Consider the following 21,973-nt stretch of genomic DNA (forward strand, 5'->3'; position numbering starts at 1 on the left):
TTGGGGGCGGAATTATGTTTTTTGATAACAAAGTAGAATCTCACTCGCTCGTAATGGGAGCCAGCGGGAAGGGCAAATCGGTCTTGTCCGAACAAGTGCGGAAAAACGCGAGGCTGCGCGGTGATCTGCTGGTGGATACTGAGATGTACCGTGAAGGTCGAGGGTTGAAACCATACGAGCATGAGTACGCTCGTCGCTTAGTTCTGGGGCTAAGTGGACCGTTGCCGCGTGAACTGCGTGGGAAGCCGGTGACGGTTATCTCTGATGTGTCCAGACCAAAAAAGGTAAAGCGTCAGCCAAAGCAATTTGTTAAGACCGTAAATGGCGTCACCCTTGAACGCCAATTGGTGGCAGATGCAAGAGACCAGTTGGAAATGCAAACAGGCGTCTGGCTCAAACAACCTCAGCTCATCGAGCTGATGGAAGAGTCGGGCATAGACGAAACTCTAGCCGATTTTGGTGAGGCTGAAACACAGATCCGAGAAATGCTGGCGGATGCGTTGGCGATGAAACTGGTAGGGCGCTCATGGCCCAAGTGTGGAGCCCTCTATAACGCGGCAGAAAAGTCCGACGTTAACTTTTCCTCCGAGCTTGATGCTGCGGCAAAAGAAGCTGGATACATGGTTCGCTGAATGGGATTTGGTGTGGACAAGATAGATCGGCAAAGTTGGCTCGTTAAATTCAGGCGAGCGAAGTGTCAGGACACTTTAGACACGATGCGGGATGCGGCCATTCGCAACTATGAAGGGAATATTCGTGTTATCGCGGATATTGTATTGGCCCATGAGGCGAGAGAGACAGAAATTGAAAAAGGGATGTTTTGTCTAATAGTTAGATAGTCTGATGAGCTATCAGGTGGTGATTATGAAAAAGAGAATACTTCATCTGCCCGTAAAAAAGATTTACTTCGATCAGATCAAATCTGGAGAAAAACCAGATGAATATCGCCTCGTCACAGACTACTGGATAAAAAGACTAGAGGGGCGCGAGTATGATGAAGTCCATGTTAAGTGTGGCTACCCAAAGGCTGGAGATATGTCCAGGATAGAGATTCGTCCTTGGCGTGGCTTCTCAAGGAACGTCATAACGCACCCGCACTTTGGAGATTATCCGGTTGAAGTATTCGCCATCCATGTGAATTGATTTTGGTATTCTGATTTAAAACTATTGTAGCTCAGGTATCAAAAGAACTTGGGTAATTAAAGATAAGGGGCCGACGGCCCCTTAATTGTTTTAGTTTGTGAATATTGAACAATCGAGGTGGGATAGCGCTTGTTCGTAGCTACCTTTGTTGTTCGTCTTACGCAGTGCCACCAGCTCAACAATCAATTGGCTTAAAGCCAGTGATTGAGGCTCCCAGACGCGCTTGCATTTGTCAGCCATGTTGGCATTTACGTCTGTAATGACGTAGAGGAAATCAGGGACGTCTTTCAAGGTCCCCAGGCCTTTTGCCATATCAACAGCCTCAGGGTTTTGATAGCTTCGAGTGGCGCTCAGGTCATCGTGGGAAATATAGCTGGCAGATGTCTCAGCGAAACCTAACACCATGCCTTTTCCTGCGCTTTTTGCAATGGCCGAGCCGATAGCTAGAGTTGGCATGATGGCCTGACCTATTTGGCGGGTAGATGCAGTTGCCAAGCCTGAGGCGATGTTCTTCCCGGCATCTTCGGCAGTGGCAGAGCTGGTTGTGAGCATCGCAGTTAAAATGATTTTTCCAAACATACTTAATTCCTCTATCAATCCATAAAGTCCGACTTTTTGAAGGGCATAGTGCCTTTGCAATCGGGATACGCTGTGCAGCCCCAGAACTTAGAGGCTCGTTTCTTGCCAGGGGCTTTTCCTTTCCTGAGACGCATCGGGCTACCGCAATCTGGGCAGTCTGGACAATCCTCCGCCGCGATACGTTTCTCGGGTTTCCCTCGGTTGTCTGGGAACGTCTTCTTGCAAGCCTCGTTCTGGCAGCCCCAGAAAAAACCGTTCTTCCCTTTGATCCGGTGCATCTCTCCACCGCAGTTGAAGCATTCGTGTGAAGGAGGCTTCGCGCCCTCGAAGGCTTTAGCCATCGCGCCACCTTCTTTGGTCAGAACCGGTGCGGCCACTTTGAGCTGCTCAACCATTTGGCAGATCCAGGTGGAAATCTGCTTCATGAAGACAGACATGTTCCCGGAGCCGGAGGCAACTTTCTCAAGCTCCTGCTCCCAAGCCGCAGTCATGCCGGGTGATTTGATGGCTGGTGGAAGCACTGCTATAAGCGCATGAGCCTTATCAGTTGCAAGCAGTACCTTTTTCTGACGCTTGAAGTAGCCTTTATCAACAGCGCCCTGGATGATGCTTGCGCGTGTTGCTGGAGTGCCTAAACCGGCTGTGTCTTTGAGGATTTGTTTGAACTTCTCCTCAGTCACGAACCGGGCAATGTTCTCCATCGCGGCAAGCAATGTGGCTTCGGTGAAGTGCGGTGCTGGCCGCGTCATTTTGTTTGCCAGCTCGGCCCCATTCAGCAAGGCAGGTTCGCCCTGGCTAACCCTGGGGAGCTTCTCTTGTTCAACCGGCGCGTCGGTGTCTTCCCCCTCGTCCTTGGGACTGCTTTCACTATCAGAAGCAAACAAAACCTTCCAGCCTTGTTTGGTAGGTGTCTTACCAGCGGACGCAAAGAGGTGACGCCCACACTGCACCTCGATGGAGGTTTTGGTGAACTCGAACTCGCTGTAGAACTGCGCGATGTAGAAACGACGGATGGCGTCGTAAAGATTGAACTCGATCTCAGACATGGCACTGATGTCTGTTCTGGCCGGTGTTGGAATGATCGCGTGGTGCGCGGTCACTTTGGCGTCATTGAATACCCTGGCCTTGCGATGAGGATCTGCGCCAGCCACCAGCCCAGAGACGTTCTGATCGGACAAAATGAGCGCCTGGAGAATGTCCGGAATGTCTTCCTTTTGGCTCTCGGGTAGATAACGACTGTCAGTACGAGGGTAGGTGGTCGCTTTGTGCGTCTCGTACAGAGCTTGAGCTGCATCCAGTACCTGCTGAGCTGTGTATCCCCATCGTTTGCTCGCGTATTGTTGCAGCGACGTTAGATCGAAGGGGAGGGGGGCTGACTCTTTACCTGGTTTGGTTTCTGCTTTGCTGATAACAGCATTGGCACCATTGACCTGGGAGGCTACCTGCTCGGCATAGGCCTTATTGACGCACCGGCCTTGCTCGTCACTGCACTCTTCTGGTGGTATCCATTGGGCGGCAAACTGTCCATTCTGTACGGACACGTTCACACCCAGAGTCCAGTATGGTGAGGGGGTGAAACCGGCGATCTCTCGGTCCCGTTGACAAACAAGAGCGACGGTTGGGGTGATAACCCTGCCAACGTGAAGAGTGTGGTTGAAGCCGACATCTCGGGCCAGCACTGTGTAGAGGCGGCTCACGTTCATGCCTACCAACCAGTCAGCGCGTTGCCGTGCCAATGCGGCGTAGTAGAGTGAGACCGTATCCTTGCCATCCTTTACGTTGTTCAGCGCTTTCTTGATGCTTGACTCATCGAGAGCCGTCAAACAAACTCGGCGAATAGGGCCAGAGTAGCGGAATCGATCCAGAAGCGAACGGGCGATAGCCTCACCTTCTCGGTCGTAGTCCGTTGAGATGTAGATGGTGCTCGCCTTTTTGACCAGTCCCTCAACAATTTTGTACTGTTTGAACGCACTCTTGCGAACGTTGTACCGCCATGACTCTGGTGCAATAGGGAGGGTCTCCAGTGACCATGACTTGTAGCGTTCGTCATAATCGTCTGGCATATACAATTCCAGCAGGTGGCCGAACGCCCACGTAATAACGCGGTTTCCTCCATCATGGAGAAATCCATCACCTCGTTGGGAGGCCTTCATTACGCCAGCCAAATCTTTTGCCTGAGAAGGCTTCTCGCAGATATAAAGGTCCATTAAGCAGCTCCTCTCATCTTTGATTCCAGATTCGCCAGCTCAGTCCAGCTTTGAGCCAGACCTTTGACTTCGGGGTAGTCTCTGGAGAGGTTTTCGAGGACTCCAGAAATGACATAGGCCGCTTCGCTGGAATTACCCCTCGAACCGGCCTCCTGGAGCATGATTAATAAAGCGTCGAAGAGCTCAGCCTTACGGCCTAGCTCTGTCTGGTTTCTTATTTCAGAGCTTTGCATGGGTTCACCACTGAATAGGGACGCACGGACTCGCGCACAATGCGGCGATCTGCGTCAGTTACAGCCTGACTGGTGCAAAAGTGCGTCCAGGCATTCAGATAATCTTTATAGGTGTGGGTAGGTGGTATGCAGCCGGTTACAACGTCCTTGGGGATGTTTGTGGTTCCCTCGGCTTCCACAAAGCGCCAATCGTGCTCGTCCATACCTTTGCCACCATCGCAATAGCGTTCCCAGCGTGACAACTCGTACAGCGAGTAGCCTTTGCCTTTATTCATGGACTTGAAGGTATTGATGGCTTCGTTGACATCCCCGTGCTGTTTGATCCCTGCTGGAGTTTTATCTGAACCAGCGGAGTCATCTTTGACCTTGTTCATCGTTGCGCTGACATTACCGTCGCCCAGCACATGGATATAACCAGGTTGACGTAATGCAGCACCACCGCGCCCCATGTTGTCCCATGCCATCGACAGTTCCCGGCTAACTCGGGCAGGTTTGTCATTTTCGGCAGGGGCAGTCTGGGGCTGAGGCTTTTGCTCGGGGGCGTTAGAGGCACACCCGGCCAGAATTGCCACTCCCAGAATTGCTATCAGTTGTCTCATCGTGTCGTTCCTCATAAAAAATTGTCGATGAGCCCATTCTAAAAGGGGGGGGATGGAAAGCTGGTTTCTCAAACTGCCCAAATTGGACAGATAGGCGTGTGTGCGATCTAAAGGTGTTTTGAGAGCATGTAGCGACGAGAAATACGATAGGAATATGGTCAACCTACATGCTGAAAGCCCTTAACAAGTTATTTGGTGGGCGAAGTGGAGTGATCGAGACCGCGCCGAGCGTCAGAGTGTTGCCGCTTAAAGACGTGGAAGATGAAGAAATCCCTCGATACCCACCTTTTGCCAAGGGCCTGCCAGTGGCCCCACTAGACAAGATACTGGCAACCCAAGCTGAACTGATTGAGAAAGTGCGGAACTCTCTCGGTTTCACTGTGGACGACTTCAACCGGCTTGTTTTGCCGGTGATCCAGCGGTATGCCGCGTTTGTTCACCTGTTGCCAGCTTCCGAATCACACCACCACCGTGGCGCTGGTGGTCTGTTCCGACATGGGCTTGAAGTGGCCTTCTGGGCAGCTCAGGCATCTGAGTCAGTTATCTTTTCCATCGAGGGGACGCCTCGTGAACGCCGTGACAATGAGCCGCGTTGGAGACTGGCGAGCTGTTTCTCCGGGCTGCTGCATGATGTGGGTAAACCGCTCTCGGATGTGTCCATTACGGACAAAGACGGGTCAATCACATGGAACCCGTATTCGGAGTCACTTCATGACTGGGCACACCGTCACGAAATCGACCGTTACTTTATCCGGTGGCGCGACAAGCGACACAAAAGACATGAGCAATTCTCGCTGCTGGCGGTGGATCGAATTATTCCGGCTGAGACTCGGGAGTTTCTGTCCAAGTCTGGCCCGTCCATCATGGAAGCGATGCTGGAAGCTATCTCAGGAACCAGCGTCAATCAGCCTGTGACCAAGCTGATGCTTCGCGCTGACCAAGAGAGCGTCTCACGGGACCTTCGCCAGAGTCGTCTCGATGTGGACGAGTTCTCCTATGGTGTGCCTGTCGAGCGGTACGTGTTCGATGCCATCCGCCGCCTGGTTAAAACCGGAAAATGGAAGGTCAATGAGCCAGGCGCGAAAGTCTGGCACCTCAACCAAGGTGTATTCATTGCCTGGAAACAGCTTGGGGACCTTTATGACTTGATCAGCCACGACAAGATCCCCGGTATTCCACGAGACCCTGACACACTGGCCGACATTCTCATCGAACGTGGTTTTGCTGTACCAAACACGGTGCAGGAGAAGGGTGAACGTGCGTACTACCGCTACTGGGAAGTTTTGCCTGAGATGCTCCAGGAGGCGGCGGGATCGGTGAAGATCTTGATGCTCCGACTCGAATCAAACGACCTGGTGTTTACGACTGAGCCTCCTGCGGCTGTTGCTGCGGAAGTTGTTGGTGATGTTGAGGACGCTGAGATTGAGTTCGTTGATCCTGAGGAAGTCGATGACGACCAAGAGGAAGATGTGTCAGCTCTGAACGATGACATGTTGGCCGCAGAGCAGGAAGCAGAGAAAGCTCTAGCTGGTCTTGGCTTTGGTGATGCGATGGAGATGCTGAAAAGCACCTCAGATGCTGTCGAGGAGAAACCAGAGCAAAAAGATGCTGGATCAACGGAATCATCTAAGCCTGACGCTGGCAAGAAGGGTAAGCCGCAGAGCAAACCGGGCAAAGCAAAACCGAAGAGTGATACAGAGAAACAACCCCACAAACCAGAGGCAAAAGAGGATTTGTCCCCTCAGGACATTGCCAAAAACGCACCACCTTTGGCAAACGACAATCCGTTACAAGCACTCAAGGATGTTGGGGGTGGACTGGGGGACATCGACTTTCCGTTTGACGCATTCAGCGCATCGGCAGAGACAGCCAGCACTGACGCAACAAACTCAGAAATCCCAGATGTGGCAATGCCCGGAAAGCAAGAGAAGCAGCCAAAACAGGACTTCGTTCCACAAGAACAAAACTCCCTGCAGGGCGATGACTTTCCAATGTTCGGTAGTTCTGATGAACCGCCATCATGGGCGATTGAGCCGCTCCCTATGCTGACTGACGCACCAGAACAAACAACACCAGCGCCAGCAATGCCACCTACGGACAAACCTAATCTGCATGAGAAAGACGCAAAGACCTTACTCGTTGAGATGTTAGCCGGGTACGGAGAAGCATCGGCGTTGCTTGAACAAGCGATCATGCCTGTTTTGGAAGGTAAAACGACGCTGGGCGAAGTCCTATGCCTGATGAAGGGTCAAGCCGTCATTTTGTACCCGGATGGCGCTCGGTCGCTGGGTGCGCCGTCAGAGGTTCTCTCGAAGCTGTCCCACGCCAACGCGATTGTTCCAGACCCGATTATGCCAGGTCGCAAAGTTCGTGATTTCAGCGGAGTGAAGGCAATTGTACTGGCGGAGCAGCTTTCAGATGCAGTCGTAGCGGCCATTAAGGATGCCGAGGCGTCAATGGGGGGATACCAGGATGCCTTTGAGCTCGTCTCTCCCCCTGGCTTGGATGCAAGCAAGAATAAGTCTGCACCGAAACAACAAAGCCGAAAAAAGGCGCAGCAGCAGAAGCCTGAGGTTAACGCCGGTAAACCCTCGCCTGAACAAAAGGCGAAAGGTAAGGACTCCCAGCCACAGCAGAAGGAGAAGAAGGTCGATGTTACTTCTCCGGTTGAAGAGCCGCAGCGCCAGCCGGTCCAAGAAAAACAGAACGTGGCTCGCCTTCCTAAGCGGGAGGTTCAACCAGTGGCTCCTGAGCCCAAAGTTGAGCGTGAGAAGGAATTGGGACACGTCGAGGTGCGAGAAAGGGAAGAGCCAGAGGTTAGGGAGTTTGAGCCGCCTAAGGCGAAAACAAACCCGAAAGACATCAACGCGGAAGATTTCTTGCCGTCTGGTGTTACGCCTCAGAAAGCACTCCAGATGCTCAAGGACATGATCCAAAAACGCTCGGGCAGATGGCTCGTGACACCTGTCCTGGAAGAGGATGGCTGCTTAGTAACCAGTGACAAAGCCTTCGACATGATTGCCGGTGAAAACATCGGCATCAGCAAACACATCCTCTGCGGGATGCTGAGCCGGGCACAGAGACGGCCTTTGCTCAAGAAACGTCAGGGAAAACTGTATTTAGAGGTAAATGAAACATGACAATGAGTTATGACCCGCTCGCCTACGAGATGCCGTGGCGGCCCAACTATGAAAAAAATGCTGTAGCAGGCTGGCTTGCCGCCTCCGGCGCGGCTTTGGCCGTAGAGCAAGTCAGCACGATGCCTCCGGAGCCCTTCTATTGGATGACGGGGATCTGTGGCGTGATGGCGATGGCTCGTTTGCCAAAGGCTATCAAACTTCACCTGCTCCAAAAGCATTTGAAGGGGCGTGATCTGGAGTTTATTTCTATTGCGGAGCTCCAAAAGTACATCAAGGACACGCCGGACGATATGTGGCTTGGTAGTGGGTTCCTGTGGGAAAACCGCCATGCCCAGCGCGTGTTTGAGATCCTGAAACGCGACTGGACTTCCATCGTAGGGAGAGAGTCCACGGTCAAAAAGGTTGTCCGGAAGATACAGGGTAAGAAAAAGGAGCTGCCAATCGGCCAGCCCTGGATTCACGGGGTAGAACCCAAAGAAGAGAAGCTGATGCAGCCACTCAAGCACACTGAGGGGCATTCGCTGATCGTTGGGACCACCGGCTCGGGCAAGACCCGTATGTTCGACATCCTGATTTCACAGGCCATTCTGCGTGGGGAAGCCGTGATCATCATAGACCCGAAAGGGGATAAGGAGATGCGGGACAATGCACGACGTGCCTGTGAAGCTATGGGGCAGCCGGAAAGATTCGTCTCATTTCATCCAGCATTCCCGGAAGAGTCGGTGCGTATCGACCCTCTGCGTAACTTCACCCGCGTGACTGAAATTGCAAGTCGTTTGGCAGCGTTGATCCCGTCCGAAGCAGGGGCCGACCCGTTCAAATCATTTGGATGGCAGGCACTGAACAACATCGCTCAGGGCTTGGTCATCACTCATGATCGTCCCAACCTGACAAAGCTCCGCCGATTCCTTGAAGGTGGCGCTGCTGGCTTGGTCATCAAGGCCGTTCAGGCTTACTCAGAGCGAGTTATGCCCGACTGGGAGGCAGAAGCAGCGGCTTATTTGGAGAAAGTCAAAAACGGTTCGCGTGAGAAGATCGCTTTCGCGTTGATGAAGTTCTACTACGACATCATCCAACCTGAGCACCCAAACTCTGATCTGGAAGGCTTGCTGTCGATGTTCCAGCACGACCAAACCCACTTCTCCAAGATGGTGGCGAACCTCCTGCCGATCATGAATATGCTGACGTCCGGGGAGCTAGGCCCTCTGCTGTCTCCAGACTCATCTGATCTGAGCGACGAACGCCAGATCACTGATTCCGCAAAAATCATCAACAACGCTCAAGTTGCTTATCTGGGGCTCGACTCCCTGACCGACAACATGGTTGGTAGTGCTATGGGGTCCATCTTCCTGTCAGACCTGACAGCGGTTGCCGGTGACAGATACAACTACGGCGTCAACAACAGACCCGTAAATATCTTTGTTGATGAGGCTGCTGAGGTGATCAACGACCCGTTCATCCAGCTCCTGAACAAAGGTCGCGGTGCGAAACTTCGTCTTTTCGTTGCAACTCAGACTTTTGCTGACTTCGCAGCTCGACTGGGTAGCAAAGACAAAGCGCTCCAAGTGTTGGGGAACATCAACAACACGTTTGCTCTGCGTATCGTCGATGGTGAAACACAGGAGTATATCGCAGATAACTTGCCGAAGACCCGGCTCAAGTACGTCATGCGGACTCAAGGCCAGAACTCGGATGGCAAGGAGCCCATTATGCACGGAGGCAACCAAGGCGAGCGTTTGATGGAGGAGGAAGCTGATCTGTTCCCAGCCCAGTTATTGGGAATGCTTCCGAACCTGGAATACATAGCCAAAATTTCAGGCGGAACAATCGTAAAAGGCCGTCTGCCCATATTGACCCAGTAAGAGCAGAGCTATGTGTGACAAGAAGTATAGAAATTACGAGGTAGCCATCATGGTCGATGTGAACCCTTTCGACAGGGTTATGAATGAATTGAAAAGTCGTGGCCGCAAGAACGCTCACATCCTGAGCATCCTCCAATTCGACTGGCCTGCATCGGAGGCCATCATCGAGAAGCTGAGCTGCTACATCACAGACGGGATTAAGGCTAATCAGGAGCCTGTGATTTACCCGATCATTGAAGAAGCTCTGCATCGCTACAGCCAGCTCGTGTTTCATGAGCAGAGAGAGAAATATGAAGACCCGGCCAGAATTGGGGCATTTCTGGAAACCCTGATCACCGAAACCTGCCGGGCGTTGGAAGTGCAAATTGTCGATAGTGGCGGTGATTCATGGTCTGTCGATTCAGGAGAGTCGTTCTCACTGTGGCTTTCTTCCCATCCAGGAGAACTATCCATTAACCCGCAGCCCCATGAGGATGAGACCTCTTTGCGTGGCTTGCTGTATGAGCTCATCACCTGTGAGAGCGTGAAAACTGTTTTAAGGAGAACCGACTATGAAGAAGCCGTGGTTGCTGGTCGCATGGCTGCTGGTTATTGAGTTGCTGGCAATATTGCTGCTGATCCCTGGCGACTGGACAGACAGAGCCATCAAAAGGGAATCCGAGCTGGTGGAACAGAGTCTTGGTGTCGAAGCAAGAGACTGGATACAGAACAAAGCATCTACCTGGTTCAGGTCGAGCGTTATTGATTCAGGATTCTATGAGGGGATGTACCAAACGCTGATCCCATCAGAAGAGGAGCGCCAGAAGTCCAAGGGGATGCAGGACATGGGCAAGGGCTGGTTTGTGTGGGTCAAAGGCCGCATGGAAGCCTTTGTCAACGTCATTTACCAGTTCTACACAAGGTTGGCACTGTTAGCCGCGTGGGCTCCCTATATGCTGATCCTGTTCGTACCTGCGGTATATGACGGGATGATGACATGGCGAATTAAGCGGACCAACTTCGATTATGCGAGTCCGGTTCTCCATCGTTACAGCGTTCGCGGAACGATGTACCTGATGGCCGGATTGTTCATCGCGTTCTTCATCCCCATAGCGCTCGATCCGGTTGTCATCCCGATGACAATGATGACGTGCTGTGTCCTGGTTGGCCTGACGTTCGGCAACCTCCAGAAACGGGTATAGGGAGGGAGGATGAGCTACTCCGTTATAAATCAAGATGGGGTGCATCTGTGCGACATCCCATTGAACGTCTACCAGGTGATACGTCGCCAATCCTTGTCTGCGTTGTGGCTTTACTGGGCGCAGAGCTTGAATTTGGTGAAGGTGCTCATTGCTTGCGTCGGAAAGATGATCTTTGTGATGCCGGTAATGTGGTTCTGGGTGCTGGTGGTGTGCCGCTTGGTTGAACCAGAACGTATCTCAGACGTGTCAGGACTTATCTCTCCGGACGTGATCGGGTGGGCCGCTGGTGCGGCCATCACCCTCATTATCTTTTCCGTATTTACACGCCCAGCGTTGTACGGATACCACAACTTTTTCAAGCAGCATATTTGCTCAAGAGTAAAGCAAGTAACGCCGGAACTCAGAACAGTCACTGGGCCACTGTTCTTTTACCGAAACGAAATTGGAACGATATAGAGAGGAACCATGAAAGTAACTAATAGACTCCAACTGCTGGCACTGGGGCTGTGTATAGCCGGTACTGCCATCGCGGCTCCTGATGTGCTCAATGACGACGCAAAGCTCAAGAACCTTGAGAAGGTGTGTCCCGACTGTCAGATGGTGGCAAAAGATGTACTCAATCTGCGGGTTGAAAACTGCCAGCTCAAAGACACTTCCAGTGCAATGATGATTGGCACCATGCAAAATGACCCTATGTTTTCGTTTATGCTGGCTGTACACACAGCGGCAGGCTCGGAGGCATACAAAACGGTAGTTGGTGCCGCTGGCAACCATGTTGACTGTGAAAACCCGTTGAACTGGATCAAGCTGACCCAGCAAGCGATTAAAGGTGGCAAAGTCTAACCCGGATTTCTCATGAGGCCGGCAGGCGTGGCCGGTGAAGCCTCGGCGTATCAACAACCTGCCTTCCACCGCTAAAAATTGATCGTTTTTTATTCAATTCCCGCGTATGGGGCGCACTGCCCCCTTTCCCCCATTGAGCCGGGCCGGGGGCGCCCGCCTGTTCAGGTCGGCTTGAGGCGGGCAACCAGCCCCGCAAAGAGTTCCTGATGCGGATAGGCCTCGCTGATCAGCACGCGGATGCGCCGGCTGTTGCGAATGATCACCGCACCGATCTTGAGCAGTTTCAAGCGCAGGTTATGGATGCTCATGCGCGCCAATGCGGTGCCCTGGAGATGATCGCGTAGCCGTTCGAACAGCACATAGGCAAAGGCCGACAGCATCAGCCGCCACTGGTTGGTCCACCAGCGTGGGCTGGAGGTGCGGTCGGCGAACAGATCCAACTGTTGGTCCTTGATCCGATTCTCCATGTCGCCACGGCCGCAGTAGTCTTCGTAGTACTGCTGGGCAGCATCCTCGGCAAAGCGGGACACGACGATGAAGCGTGGATTGGCACCCTGCTCGCCATGTTCCAGGCGCGACACGACCAGGCGGCGCCTACGCCAACTACCGGCCTGATAGAGGAAGCGATACACGCCGGACATCTTCTGCCCGGTTTCTTGGTAGGCCTCGGCGACCGCTTGCATGGCCGGCGCCGCCATCCGCTGCAGGCGGGTGTTGCGGGCCAGACCCACCACATAATCCACCTGCTTGCGGTCACACCAGTCGAGCATGCGATGTCGGCAAAAACCGCCGTCACCGCGGAACACGATGCGGGTCTCTGGCCAGAAGCGGCGAATGAACTTGACCAGCAGTGCCAGGATGGCCCAACTGTGTCGGGCGCCATCGATGTTGCTCGGGCGCAAATAGCTCACCAGCAGATGGCGACCACAGAACACATAGAGCGGCAGGAAGCAGTAATGGTCGTAATAGCCATGGAAGAAGCGCCCTTCCTGATCTCCATGCACCGGCACATCGGTCGCATCGAAGTCGAGCACGATCTCAGCCGGCGCCTGGTCATGCTGGGCGATGAAGTGCTCCCACAGCAGGCGATGGGCTTGCACCACCGTTTCGCGATCGGCTTGCTGTTCCAGGCGCCCCAGAGTGGATTTGCCGGCCAGCGGTTGCAGGCGGTTGACCGCAGTCTGCAGCGCGTAGTCATGGCGCAGGCCGTCATGATCGTTGAGATCCTCGTAGCCGGCGGCCAGTGCATAGATACGCTGGGCGAGCAGTGTCTGCAGTCCATGCTGGACACGCCCAGGATCACGCCGATCGGGAACGATTTTGGCCAGGCGGCGGGTCAAGCCATGTTGCCGGTCGACCTCGCGCAGCAGCAACAAGCCCGCATCCGAGGTGATGTGACCACCGGTGAAAGAGGCCTCGACGAGGCGGCGAGAGAGGGGTGAAAAGTGGAGTTTTTCTGGTAGCATTTTGTGCGCGGCTGAAGACTTATGGGGCTTTGTTTGGCGACAAGAATCATAAGGCTTTCAGCCGTTTTTGTTTATGCGGTCATGAGAAATCCGGGCTAATGCGTAAGAGAGATTTCTTTTTTGGAGAGGTGTATGAGGGGAGTGGAGGAGCCACTCTACGACTGAGTGATATGGAACCATTGGCAAGAAAAGTGTCGGCAGAGTTCTTCACTGCACAACTGAACCGTATACTGAAAGAGCATGACGGTCAGTTGACGCTCAGCGATGGAACGTCGTACCCCAGCTTTTGGAGCTTCATCGACAAGGTTGATCCAGAGCAGGTTGGTTTCGTGGAGATCTACGCTCGGCAGGATGTTAACGATAATGTTGAAGCGACACTGGCGTGTGACATCGTTTTGGTAAATGGTGTGATCACCGTTAAACCTCACTGGTGTGCTTACAAAGACATCAGGGCTGACGAAGTGATTTCCACCTTACTGGTGCCTTTGCATTTGAAGGCTCTCCAGGGTAAGGCTTACATTCGCTGGGATGATGGTGAAACCGAACCTCTGTTACAAAACGACGACTATCAGGCTGAACTTGAAAATGTGTTTAGTGTTTCCAAGTACCCATCAGCCATGAGCTGGGGCGATACAGCAGACCAGAAGGTTAAGCAGTACAAGATGGACCTTGAGTGCGCCACAGATGTTGGTCGTCGAGGTGTCTCATCAGAGCAAGCATGGGATGCTTATCGAGAACTCCGTTACAATAGAACAGTGTGAAACAAGCGGCCATCGGCCGCTTTGAACTTTCACATGTGAAAGTTTTTCGCCTCCCGCTCTTATCATCTCCTCGAATAAACCTCCATAAAGTGCCCAAAATGGGCCGTAACAGCACTGTTCCTAGATTGATCAATTAAGAGACGATTACTCCGTGATGACGACAAGTTATTTGGAGGGTCTATGTCCGCACAAGCTCACGTCAGAGAAAGCGAAAGCTCATCTGGTTCATTCATCTCCTGGCAGTTCCTTGTCTGGCAGGTGATGTTCGTTATAGGTGTTGTTGCAGGGATGAACCTGGAACACGCATTCAATTTTCTAGGTTAATGGGAGGAAGTGTGAACCTTAATAAACAATTTTTCTGGTTTTTGATGAACGCGGTGCTGATGTGCATCTTCATCGTTCCAGTGGCCGTCGCGTTTTGGCTGTCTGCTTTTGCGGCAGGTTTTGACTGGAGTCAGTGGGTTAAGTTGGCTGCTGATACGGCCAACAGAGCTGCAAGTGACCCGGCCAAGGCTCTGGGCACGGTTCAGACCTACTGGGGCATTCTCAGCTTCTTCCTGCTGGCGGCGTACAGTCTGATGTTCAAGTTTAAAGCCAATGCTAACAAGGAAGTGAAAACTCTGGAGGTGGCCCGACCAGCCAATGAAGTTAGCGTTGCGGCTTCGGAAAAACATTCGGAAGCGGTTCCTCAAAATCAATAACCGATCCAGTAAACGCAAAAAAGGCGGCTTAGGCCGCCTTTTTTTATTTGTCGCTGGAAGTGCCCGAAAAGGGCGCGAAGCCGTGGCAGAAAATCAGTGACCCTGAATGAGAATACAGGCCACTAGGAAAAGAAGAGGGTTGCTATGAAGCCTGTAAAGATACCGCGCCGGGTCGATGAGCCCCCGCATCTGCTGTTGTGGAGCGCAGATGAGTTGGCCCCGATGCTTTTGGGGCTAACGATAGGGGTCATCATCGGTAAGGCTCTGATCTGCTTTCTGGGGGGGTTACTTGTAACCAACCTTTATCGCCGATTCAGGGATAACCATCCGGATGGATACCTGCTCCACATGATCTACTGGGCCGGGTTCATCATGACCAAGGCCAAATCTCTCAAGAACCCGTTTGTCCGGAGGTATTTGCCTTGAACCTGAAAAAGTATCTCAAGACCTGGGAAGGGACCCAAACAGAAAATAAGTGGGGGCGAATCTTCCAGGGTGGTCTTATTGCTATCGTTTTCCTGCTGGTGGTCCAAGTATTCAGCAAGGAAACCATCGTCACTATCCAGCCTTTCACGCTCACGGAAGAAGCCTGGGTGACGAAAAGTAACGCCTCTCAGTCCTATAAAGAGGCTTGGGGTTTCGCTTTTGCTCAGCTCCTTGGCAATGTGACGCCAGGAACCGTTGACTTTGTGAAAGAACGGATCACCCCGCTTCTCTCCCCGAGCATCTATCAGGACGTGATTGATGCCATCGAAATTCAAGCTCAACAGATCAAGAACGACCGCGTAACCATGCGGTTTGAGCCGCGTTTTGTTGAGTACGAGCCCAAGAGCGACAAGGTGTTTGTCTACGGATATTCCTACGTCAAAGGGGCTTCTTCTAACGAAGAGCGTAGCGAACGCTCCTACGAGTTCGCCATCAAGATTTCAAACTACGCGCCCGTGCTGGACTACATCGACACCTATGTAGGAAAGCCACGCACCAAAACTGTTTTGGAGCAACTCCAGCGCAAAGAAGAAAACCGGAGAAAGCATGAAGAACAACGCTAAACTTTCGCTCCTGGCGCTGTCCTTGGCGCTTGGAACTTCAATGGCCTATGCCTCGGATGACATTCCTGTTGTCCCGGCCAGTGTTATGAAAAAGGATGTTCCTGCCCCTGTGACGTCAGGACAAAGCTCCCATGAGGTTGTGGGCAGCATGAATGAAAACCCCTTACTGACGATGAAGCCGGGGGTTAACCAGATCATCCCGATAGCCGTTGGTCATCCGAACCGAATCGTCACGCCTTTCAGCAATCCTGAGATCGTTTCAACATCTCTGACCGGGGCGACGGATAACGGCCAGTGTGGTGAGGTCTGCATCAAAGAGAATGTGGTCTATGTCGCCACGGATAAGCAGTATCCGGTGACTATGTTCATTACTGAAAAAGGCTCGGAAGCCCAAGCTCTCAGCCTGACGATGGTTCCCCGTCGTATTCCGCCCAGAGAAGTCTTTCTCAAGCTCGATGGTGGTGTAGGTATCACTGGTGCTTTTGCCAATACCAAGGCTGAGACCTGGGAACAGAGCCAGCCTTATGTCGAAACCATCCGGTCGGTATTCCGCAAGATTGCTCTTGGTGAAGTCCCTCAAGGTTACACGTTGAACCGCATCCCTGCTGGTGCTGCGGTGCCGAGCTGCGCTCATCCTGGGGTAAAGGTGGATTTCAGCAAGGGGCAATACATGATGGGCCACCACCTTAACGTGTTCATCGGTGTCGCCCTGAACGTCTCTGATCAGCCTATTGAGTTCAAAGAGGCGTTGTGTGGGAGCTGGGATGTGGCTGCGGTGACTACGTGGCCGCTTAACGTGCTTGAGCCCGGCCAGAAGACGGAGATCTATGTGGCGAAGAAGCAGAAGCGTGGTCTCGCACCAACGTCTAAGCGTCCATCGCTGCTGGGAGGTGCCCAATGATTAAGCGATTTTGGACACAGTTAGACCCCAACAAGAAGCGTTGGGTGTCTATCGCTGGCGGCGTCTTCGTTCTTTTTGCGGTCGTGACAATGTTCTCTGGTGAACCCAAGAAAGAAGAGAAGCGCGGTCGCCAAGAAACCATCAAGCACGTTCTCACAGACAAAAACACCCGTGAGATCGGGATAGATTCGTTGTCTGCCGATGTGAAGATGGTGTCTCGTGAAAACTCCGACCTGAAAAAGGAGCTGGAACGAGTCAAGAAAGAGCTGGAGGAAACCAAAACCACTGCCGGGAAATCCAGTGATGTTGGCCGTGAGATGACCCGCCTTCGTCAAGATTTGGACCGCCTGACCCAGAAGAACATGGAATTGGCTAAGAAAGTCGAAACCGGCGCTGCTGGTGGAAAAACATCCTCTTCATCAGAGGATGCCAGAGCCGATGTTAATGGTGCATCTGGTGGTGATGGTCAGTTCATGGAGAAAAAGCTCGACTACAAAGATCCTGCATCCTTTTTTCGGGACGCACCGCTTCCTGACTCGAAGGGTGGGGCTCCTGCAACTGGCAAGGGAGACGGTCGTGATGCAACTAAACCAGGCATCCAAATAGTGAGCTACTCGCAGAAAGCGCCAGAAGTTGAAGAGAAGGACAACAAGGATGATGAGTCTATCTACCTACCTTCTGGCTCCATCCTGACAGGGGTGCTCATCAACGGTATGGACGCACCAACATCTCAAGGTGCTCGTCGAGATCCGTTCCCTTCGACCCTCAGGATTCAGAAAGAGGCTATTTTGCCTAACCGCTTCCGTGCGGATGTTCGTGAGTGCTTCCTGATTGTTTCAGGCTATGGAGATCTCAGTTCAGAGCGAGCGTACCTGCGTGGCGAGACCTTCTCGTGCGTTCGGGATGATGGGGGTGTCATAGAAGCGAAGCTGGATTCCTATGCAGTGGGTGAAGACGGTAAGGCCGGTGTCCGTGGTCGCGTCGTATCGAAGCAGGGGCAAATCATCGCCAAGAGCTTGATGGCAGGCTTCCTTGGTGGCGTTTCCGAAGCCTTTGACGTCAATCCTGTGCCGGTCGTTAGCACTAACCCTGGCTCAAATACCCAGTACCAGTCTGTGTTCTCCGACCAGATGTTGCAGGGAGCAGCAGTGAAGGGGGCCAGTAAGGCGCTAGATCGCATCGCTCAGTTCTATATCGACATGGCCGAAGGCATCTTCCCTGTTATCGAGGTCGATGCTGGCCGTCAGGTAGACATCATCGTGACCAAAGGAACCAAGCTACAAATTCGTTCCACCGGGGGAACCAAGAAATGAAAAATTTGAACATTTTGACCAGAAAGGGCAGTTCCAGAGGCGAGGCTCAAAAGGAACAGGCAGTAAGATCCGCAAAGATGTTGGGGGTGGGTGCAGCGCTACTTATTTTGTCGGGCTGTTCGACGTTCAACATCGGCAAGGATGAGTATAGCTGTCCGGGAATGCCGAATGGTGTTCAGTGTATGTCAGCGCGAGACGTTTACGCCGCAACCAATGACGGAAATGTCCCGCGTCCAATGAAACCAGAGGAAGTCGAGGCCAAAGCGGAAGCGGATGGCGAAGGTTCCTCAAACGTTTCAGCGAACTCATCTAGCTCCGGAGACCCGGTGATTGACAACTATGTCGCACCGCGTCTTCCGGATCGCCCGATTCCAATTCGTACACCAGCACAGGTTATGCGGATTTGGGTAGCTCCCTGGGAGGACACCAATGGTGATCTCATCGTGACAGGGTATGTCTATACCGAAATCGAACCGCGCAGGTGGGTGATTGGGGATGGCACACCGCAAAGTGAGCCAGTTTTGAGACCGCTGCAAACGGTACAACACGAACCGAAGTCTGAAACAACCAAATAGGAGATGTTCTTGATGAACGCAAATCAGTTGGCGAATGCCTCAAGTAAAAACAACGCACTCTTCCTCTTCCTGGGGTTGATGGTGGTAGCCTTCCTGCTCGTGCCGGATCAGGCCCACGCTGGTACTGGTGGTACAGCGTTTGACGACGTATGGGTAACTCTCAAGGATTGGACCCAAGGTACTTTGGGTCGAATCGTTGCGGGTGCGATGATCCTGGTCGGTGTTGTTGGTGGTATCGCTCGCCAGAGCCTCATGGCTTTCGCTATGGGTATCGGTGGCGGTATGGGCCTGTACAACTCCCCGACCGTAGTGGAATCCATCATGTCTGCTACTCTGGAACATGCAGAGAAGGTCATCCCGGCTGTTGTGCAACTCAGCAATGGCCTGGGGGTGTAAAAGACACCTTGCCGTTAATCAACGGGTGATAGGGGCAGCCTAAAAGCTGCCCTTATTTTTTGGCAAAAAGTCCAGTCATAACAAATTCCAACTATTTCCCTAGATTCTACGTCAGTACTTCAAAAAGCATAATCAAAGCCTTGATAAATATGCATTCCTTCGAAATTCAGCTTTCACCCATTGGGTGAAAGAAAAGTGCTCAAAAATATGTTAAATTATCAGCTTTTATGACTCGATATATGGTAAAATAATAGTAAGAAAAGTAGTAAAAAGGGGTTCTAATTATGATTAATAAAATTGATTTCAAAGCTAAGAATCTAACATCAAATGCAGGTCTTTTTCTGCTCCTTGAGAATGCAAAAAGCAATGGGATTTTTGATTTTATTGAAAATGACCTCGTATTTGATAATGACTCAACAAATAAAATCAAGATGAATCATATAAAGACCATGCTCTGCGGTCACTTCATTGGCATTGATAAGTTAGAACGTCTAAAGCTACTTCAAAATGATCCCCTCGTCAACGAGTTTGATATTTCCGTAAAAGAACCTGAAACAGTGTCACGGTTTCTAGGAAACTTCAACTTCAAGACAACCCAAATGTTTAGAGACATTAATTTTAAAGTCTTTAAAAAACTGCTCACTAAAAGTAAATTGACATCCATTACGATTGATATTGATAGTAGTGTAATTAACGTAGAAGGTCATCAAGAAGGTGCGTCAAAAGGATATAATCCTAAGAAACTGGGAAACCGATGCTACAATATCCAATTTGCATTTTGCGACGAATTAAAAGCATATGTTACCGGATTTGTAAGAAGTGGCAATACTTACACTGCAAACGGTGCTGCGGAAATGATCAAAGAAATTGTTGCTAACATCAAATCAGACGATTTAGAAATTTTATTTCGAATGGATAGTGGCTACTTTGATGAAAAAATTATCGAAACGATAGAATCTCTTGGATGCAAATATTTAATTAAAGCCAAAAGTTATTCTACACTCACCTCACAAGCAACGAATTCATCAATTGTATTCGTTAAAGGAGAAGAAGGTAGAGAAACTACAGAACTGTATACAAAATTAGTTAAATGGGAAAAAGACAGAAGATTTGTCGTATCTCGCGTACTGAAACCAGAAAAAGAAAGAGCACAATTATCACTTTTAGAAGGTTCCGAATACGACTACTTTTTCTTTGTAACAAATACTACCTTGCTTTCTGAAAAAGTAGTTATATACTATGAAAAGCGTGGTAATGCTGAAAACTATATCAAAGAAGCCAAATACGACATGGCGGTGGGTCATCTCTTGCTAAAGTCATTTTGGGCGAATGAAGCCGTGTTTCAAATGATGATGCTTTCATATAACCTATTTTTGTTGTTCAAGTTTGATTCCTTGGACTCTTCAGAATACAGACAGCAAATAAAGACCTTTCGTTTGAAGTATGTATTTCTTGCAGCAAAAATAATCAAAACCGCAAGATATGTAATCATGAAGTTGTCGGAAAACTATCCGTACAAGGGAGTGTATGAAAAATGTCTGGTATAATAAGAATATCATCAATAAAATTGAGTGTTGCTCTGTGGATAACTTGCAGAGTTTATTAAGTATCATTGCAGCAAAGATGAAATCAATGATTTATCAAAAATGATTGAAAGGTGGTTGTAAATAATGTTACAATGTGTGAGAAGCAGTCTAAATTCTTCGTGAAATAGTGATTTTTGAAGCTAATAAAAAACACACGTGGAATTTAGGAAAAACTTATATCTGCTGCTAAATTTAACCGTTTGTCAACACGGTGCAAATCAAACACACTGATTGCGTCTGACGGGCACGGACACCTTTTTGCTTTTAATTACGGAACTGATTTCATGATGAAAAAATCGTTATGCTGCGCTCTGCTGCTGACAGCCTCTTTCTCCACATTTGCTGCCGCAAAAACAGAACAACAGATTGCCGATATCGTTAATCGCACCATCACCCCGTTGATGCAGGAGCAGGCTATTCCGGGTATGGCCGTTGCCGTTATCTACCAGGGAAAACCCTATTATTTCACCTGGGGTAAAGCCGATATCGCCAATAACCACCCAGTCACGCAGCAAACGCTGTTTGAGCTAGGATCGGTTAGTAAGACGTTTAACGGCGTGTTGGGCGGCGATGCTATCGCCCGCGGCGAAATTAAGCTCAGCGATCCGGTCACGAAATACTGGCCAGAACTGACAGGCAAACAGTGGCAGGGTATCCGCCTGCTGCACTTAGCCACCTATACGGCAGGCGGCCTACCGCTGCAGATCCCCGATGACGTTAGGGATAAAGCCGCATTACTGCATTTTTATCAAAACTGGCAGCCGCAATGGACTCCGGGCGCTAAGCGACTTTACTCTAACTCCAGCATTGGTCTGTTTGGCGCGCTGGCGGTGAAACCCTCAGGAATGAGTTACGAAGAGGCAATGACCAGACGCGTCCTGCAACCATTAAAACTGGCGCATACCTGGATTACGGTTCCGCAGAACGAACAAAAAGATTATGCCAGGGGCTATCGCGAAGGGAAGCCCGTACACGTTTCTCCGGGACAACTTGACGCCGAAGCCTATGGCGTGAAATCCAGCGTTATTGATATGGCCCGCTGGGTTCAGGCCAACATGGATGCCAGCCACGTTCAGGAGAAAACGCTCCAGCAGGGCATTGCGCTTGCGCAGTCTCGCTACTGGCGTATTGGCGATATGTACCAGGGATTAGGCTGGGAGATGCTGAACTGGCCGCTGAAAGCTGATTCGATCATCAACGGCAGCGACAGCAAAGTGGCATTGGCAGCGCTTCCCGCCGTTGAGGTAAACCCGCCCGCCCCCGCAGTGAAAGCCTCATGGGTGCATAAAACGGGCTCCACTGGTGGATTTGGCAGCTACGTAGCCTTCGTTCCAGAAAAAAACCTTGGCATCGTGATGCTGGCAAACAAAAGCTATCCTAACCCTGTCCGTGTCGAGGCGGCCTGGCGCATTCTTGAAAAGCTGCAATAACTGACGAT

At 51.2% G+C, this 21,973-nt stretch carries 23 protein-coding genes; 18 read left to right on the top strand and 5 right to left on the bottom strand.

From position 1 onward, the window contains the following. Positions 1-14: 14 nt before the first annotated feature. The gene (locus ACDI39_RS02265) at positions 15-632 is read left to right on the top strand and encodes a hypothetical protein (protein ID WP_000464630.1); all 618 of its coding nucleotides are present in this window, start codon (positions 15-17) and stop codon (positions 630-632) included. Positions 633-843: 211 nt separating this feature from the next. Further along, the gene (locus ACDI39_RS02270; RefSeq protein ID WP_001326171.1) at positions 844-1,143 is read left to right on the top strand and encodes a hypothetical protein; all 300 of its coding nucleotides are present in this window, start codon (positions 844-846) and stop codon (positions 1,141-1,143) included. A gap of 90 nt (positions 1,144-1,233) precedes the next feature. Here ACDI39_RS02270 and ACDI39_RS02275 read toward each other — a convergent pair whose 3' ends face one another. From ACDI39_RS02275 to ACDI39_RS02290, 4 genes are read right to left on the bottom strand one after another with little or no spacing between them, the layout of a single operon-like run. Then, entirely contained in the window at positions 1,234-1,722 is a 489-nt protein-coding gene (locus tag ACDI39_RS02275) for a hypothetical protein (protein WP_000467110.1), read from the bottom strand. 14 nt (positions 1,723-1,736) lie between these two features. Then, on the bottom strand, positions 1,737-3,929 hold the full coding sequence (locus tag ACDI39_RS02280; RefSeq protein ID WP_000366823.1) for a DNA topoisomerase III: 2,193 nt from the start codon (positions 3,927-3,929) through the stop codon (positions 1,737-1,739). Then, entirely contained in the window at positions 3,929-4,162 is a 234-nt protein-coding gene (locus ACDI39_RS02285; protein ID WP_001191890.1) for a hypothetical protein, read from the bottom strand. The genes ACDI39_RS02280 and ACDI39_RS02285 overlap by 1 nt, the downstream gene beginning before the upstream one ends. After that, the gene (locus ACDI39_RS02290) at positions 4,144-4,761 is read right to left on the bottom strand and encodes a hypothetical protein (protein ID WP_001249395.1); all 618 of its coding nucleotides are present in this window, start codon (positions 4,759-4,761) and stop codon (positions 4,144-4,146) included. The genes ACDI39_RS02285 and ACDI39_RS02290 overlap by 19 nt, the downstream gene beginning before the upstream one ends. A 167-nt stretch (positions 4,762-4,928) precedes the next feature. Between ACDI39_RS02290 and mobH the strand changes: the two genes are divergently transcribed. Genes mobH through ACDI39_RS02320 form a run of 6 tightly spaced genes read left to right on the top strand, consistent with a single transcriptional unit; the run spans position 4,929 to position 11,787 of the window. After that, positions 4,929-7,901: a MobH family relaxase gene (gene mobH, locus ACDI39_RS02295; RefSeq protein WP_001326173.1), complete on the top strand. Its 2,973-nt coding sequence runs from the start codon at positions 4,929-4,931 to the stop codon at positions 7,899-7,901. Further along, the gene (gene traD, locus ACDI39_RS02300; protein ID WP_000178857.1) at positions 7,898-9,763 is read left to right on the top strand and encodes a conjugative transfer system coupling protein TraD; all 1,866 of its coding nucleotides are present in this window, start codon (positions 7,898-7,900) and stop codon (positions 9,761-9,763) included. Before mobH ends, traD begins: the two co-directional genes overlap by 4 nt. 49 nt (positions 9,764-9,812) lie before the next feature. After that, positions 9,813-10,358 (top strand): hypothetical protein, encoded by a 546-nt coding sequence (locus tag ACDI39_RS02305; RefSeq protein ID WP_000228720.1) that lies wholly within the window; start codon positions 9,813-9,815, stop codon positions 10,356-10,358. Continuing rightward, on the top strand, positions 10,315-10,944 hold the full coding sequence (locus ACDI39_RS02310) for an IncC plasmid conjugative DNA transfer DtrJ family protein (protein WP_000743449.1): 630 nt from the start codon (positions 10,315-10,317) through the stop codon (positions 10,942-10,944). The genes ACDI39_RS02305 and ACDI39_RS02310 overlap by 44 nt, the downstream gene beginning before the upstream one ends. Positions 10,945-10,953: 9 nt before the next feature. Then, positions 10,954-11,400 carry a hypothetical protein gene (locus tag ACDI39_RS02315; protein ID WP_000122507.1) on the top strand — a complete coding sequence of 149 codons (447 nt, stop codon included), beginning with the start codon at positions 10,954-10,956 and terminating at the stop codon, positions 11,398-11,400. 9 nt (positions 11,401-11,409) lie between these two features. Further along, entirely contained in the window at positions 11,410-11,787 is a 378-nt protein-coding gene (locus ACDI39_RS02320) for a hypothetical protein (protein WP_000869297.1), read from the top strand. Between the two features lie 161 nt (positions 11,788-11,948). Here ACDI39_RS02320 and ACDI39_RS02325 read toward each other — a convergent pair whose 3' ends face one another. Beyond that, positions 11,949-13,253, bottom strand: coding sequence for an IS1380-like element ISPa33 family transposase (locus ACDI39_RS02325; protein WP_010793081.1), 1,305 nt, complete (start codon positions 13,251-13,253; stop codon positions 11,949-11,951). A gap of 98 nt (positions 13,254-13,351) precedes the next feature. On the opposite strand from ACDI39_RS02325, the gene ACDI39_RS02330 reads away from it, so the two are divergent. From ACDI39_RS02330 to ACDI39_RS02375, 10 genes are all read left to right on the top strand, one after another. Continuing rightward, on the top strand, positions 13,352-14,014 hold the full coding sequence (locus ACDI39_RS02330; protein ID WP_001231464.1) for a hypothetical protein: 663 nt from the start codon (positions 13,352-13,354) through the stop codon (positions 14,012-14,014). 335 nt (positions 14,015-14,349) lie between these two features. Continuing rightward, a complete protein-coding gene (locus tag ACDI39_RS02335; protein WP_001052530.1) occupies positions 14,350-14,715 on the top strand; it encodes a hypothetical protein in 366 nt (121 codons plus the stop codon). 144 nt (positions 14,716-14,859) lie between these two features. After that, a complete protein-coding gene (gene traL / locus ACDI39_RS02340; RefSeq protein ID WP_000805625.1) occupies positions 14,860-15,141 on the top strand; it encodes a type IV conjugative transfer system protein TraL in 282 nt (93 codons plus the stop codon). Then, positions 15,138-15,764, top strand: coding sequence for a TraE/TraK family type IV conjugative transfer system protein (locus tag ACDI39_RS02345; protein ID WP_001049717.1), 627 nt, complete (start codon positions 15,138-15,140; stop codon positions 15,762-15,764). The genes traL and ACDI39_RS02345 overlap by 4 nt, the downstream gene beginning before the upstream one ends. After that, positions 15,748-16,665: a TraK domain-containing protein gene (locus ACDI39_RS02350; RefSeq protein ID WP_000794249.1), complete on the top strand. Its 918-nt coding sequence runs from the start codon at positions 15,748-15,750 to the stop codon at positions 16,663-16,665. Before ACDI39_RS02345 ends, ACDI39_RS02350 begins: the two co-directional genes overlap by 17 nt. Continuing rightward, the gene (locus ACDI39_RS02355) at positions 16,662-17,978 is read left to right on the top strand and encodes a TraB/VirB10 family protein (protein ID WP_000595749.1); all 1,317 of its coding nucleotides are present in this window, start codon (positions 16,662-16,664) and stop codon (positions 17,976-17,978) included. Before ACDI39_RS02350 ends, ACDI39_RS02355 begins: the two co-directional genes overlap by 4 nt. Continuing rightward, positions 17,975-18,553: a type IV conjugative transfer system lipoprotein TraV gene (gene traV / locus ACDI39_RS02360; RefSeq protein WP_000793435.1), complete on the top strand. Its 579-nt coding sequence runs from the start codon at positions 17,975-17,977 to the stop codon at positions 18,551-18,553. The genes ACDI39_RS02355 and traV overlap by 4 nt, the downstream gene beginning before the upstream one ends. Before the next feature lie 12 nt (positions 18,554-18,565). Next, the gene (traA, locus tag ACDI39_RS02365; RefSeq protein ID WP_000993344.1) at positions 18,566-18,949 is read left to right on the top strand and encodes a TraA family conjugative transfer protein; all 384 of its coding nucleotides are present in this window, start codon (positions 18,566-18,568) and stop codon (positions 18,947-18,949) included. A 284-nt stretch (positions 18,950-19,233) separates the two neighbouring features. Beyond that, entirely contained in the window at positions 19,234-20,496 is a 1,263-nt protein-coding gene (locus ACDI39_RS02370) for an IS1380-like element ISEcp1 family transposase (protein WP_000608644.1), read from the top strand. Between the two features lie 323 nt (positions 20,497-20,819). Further along, on the top strand, positions 20,820-21,965 hold the full coding sequence (locus ACDI39_RS02375; RefSeq protein WP_014386387.1) for an extended-spectrum class C beta-lactamase CMY-16: 1,146 nt from the start codon (positions 20,820-20,822) through the stop codon (positions 21,963-21,965). The last annotated feature ends 8 nt before the right edge of the window (positions 21,966-21,973 follow it).

It is taken from the genome of Pseudomonas sp. Tun-23181 (assembly GCF_057415455.1).

Bases quoted from the DNA above. Each gene is read 5' to 3' on its own strand.
- traA (WP_000993344.1), top strand. From the start codon at position 18,566: ATGAACGCAAATCAGTTGGCGAATGCCTCAAGTAAAAACAACGCACTC.
- ACDI39_RS02325 (WP_010793081.1), bottom strand. From the start codon at position 13,253: ATGCTACCAGAAAAACTCCACTTTTCACCCCTCTCTCGCCGCCTCGTC.
- ACDI39_RS02280 (WP_000366823.1), bottom strand. From the start codon at position 3,929: ATGGACCTTTATATCTGCGAGAAGCCTTCTCAGGCAAAAGATTTGGCT.
- ACDI39_RS02290 (WP_001249395.1), bottom strand. From the start codon at position 4,761: ATGAGACAACTGATAGCAATTCTGGGAGTGGCAATTCTGGCCGGGTGT.
- mobH (WP_001326173.1), top strand. From the start codon at position 4,929: ATGCTGAAAGCCCTTAACAAGTTATTTGGTGGGCGAAGTGGAGTGATC.
- traD (WP_000178857.1), top strand. From the start codon at position 7,898: ATGACAATGAGTTATGACCCGCTCGCCTACGAGATGCCGTGGCGGCCC.
- ACDI39_RS02315 (WP_000122507.1), top strand. From the start codon at position 10,954: ATGAGCTACTCCGTTATAAATCAAGATGGGGTGCATCTGTGCGACATC.
- ACDI39_RS02375 (WP_014386387.1), top strand. From the start codon at position 20,820: ATGATGAAAAAATCGTTATGCTGCGCTCTGCTGCTGACAGCCTCTTTC.
- ACDI39_RS02330 (WP_001231464.1), top strand. From the start codon at position 13,352: ATGCGTAAGAGAGATTTCTTTTTTGGAGAGGTGTATGAGGGGAGTGGA.
- ACDI39_RS02350 (WP_000794249.1), top strand. From the start codon at position 15,748: ATGAAGAACAACGCTAAACTTTCGCTCCTGGCGCTGTCCTTGGCGCTT.
- ACDI39_RS02270 (WP_001326171.1), top strand. From the start codon at position 844: ATGAGCTATCAGGTGGTGATTATGAAAAAGAGAATACTTCATCTGCCC.
- traV (WP_000793435.1), top strand. From the start codon at position 17,975: ATGAAAAATTTGAACATTTTGACCAGAAAGGGCAGTTCCAGAGGCGAG.
- ACDI39_RS02355 (WP_000595749.1), top strand. From the start codon at position 16,662: ATGATTAAGCGATTTTGGACACAGTTAGACCCCAACAAGAAGCGTTGG.
- ACDI39_RS02370 (WP_000608644.1), top strand. From the start codon at position 19,234: ATGATTAATAAAATTGATTTCAAAGCTAAGAATCTAACATCAAATGCA.
- ACDI39_RS02305 (WP_000228720.1), top strand. From the start codon at position 9,813: ATGGTCGATGTGAACCCTTTCGACAGGGTTATGAATGAATTGAAAAGT.
- ACDI39_RS02310 (WP_000743449.1), top strand. From the start codon at position 10,315: ATGAAGAAGCCGTGGTTGCTGGTCGCATGGCTGCTGGTTATTGAGTTG.
- ACDI39_RS02285 (WP_001191890.1), bottom strand. From the start codon at position 4,162: ATGCAAAGCTCTGAAATAAGAAACCAGACAGAGCTAGGCCGTAAGGCT.
- traL (WP_000805625.1), top strand. From the start codon at position 14,860: ATGAAGCCTGTAAAGATACCGCGCCGGGTCGATGAGCCCCCGCATCTG.
- ACDI39_RS02320 (WP_000869297.1), top strand. From the start codon at position 11,410: ATGAAAGTAACTAATAGACTCCAACTGCTGGCACTGGGGCTGTGTATA.
- ACDI39_RS02275 (WP_000467110.1), bottom strand. From the start codon at position 1,722: ATGTTTGGAAAAATCATTTTAACTGCGATGCTCACAACCAGCTCTGCC.
- ACDI39_RS02265 (WP_000464630.1), top strand. From the start codon at position 15: ATGTTTTTTGATAACAAAGTAGAATCTCACTCGCTCGTAATGGGAGCC.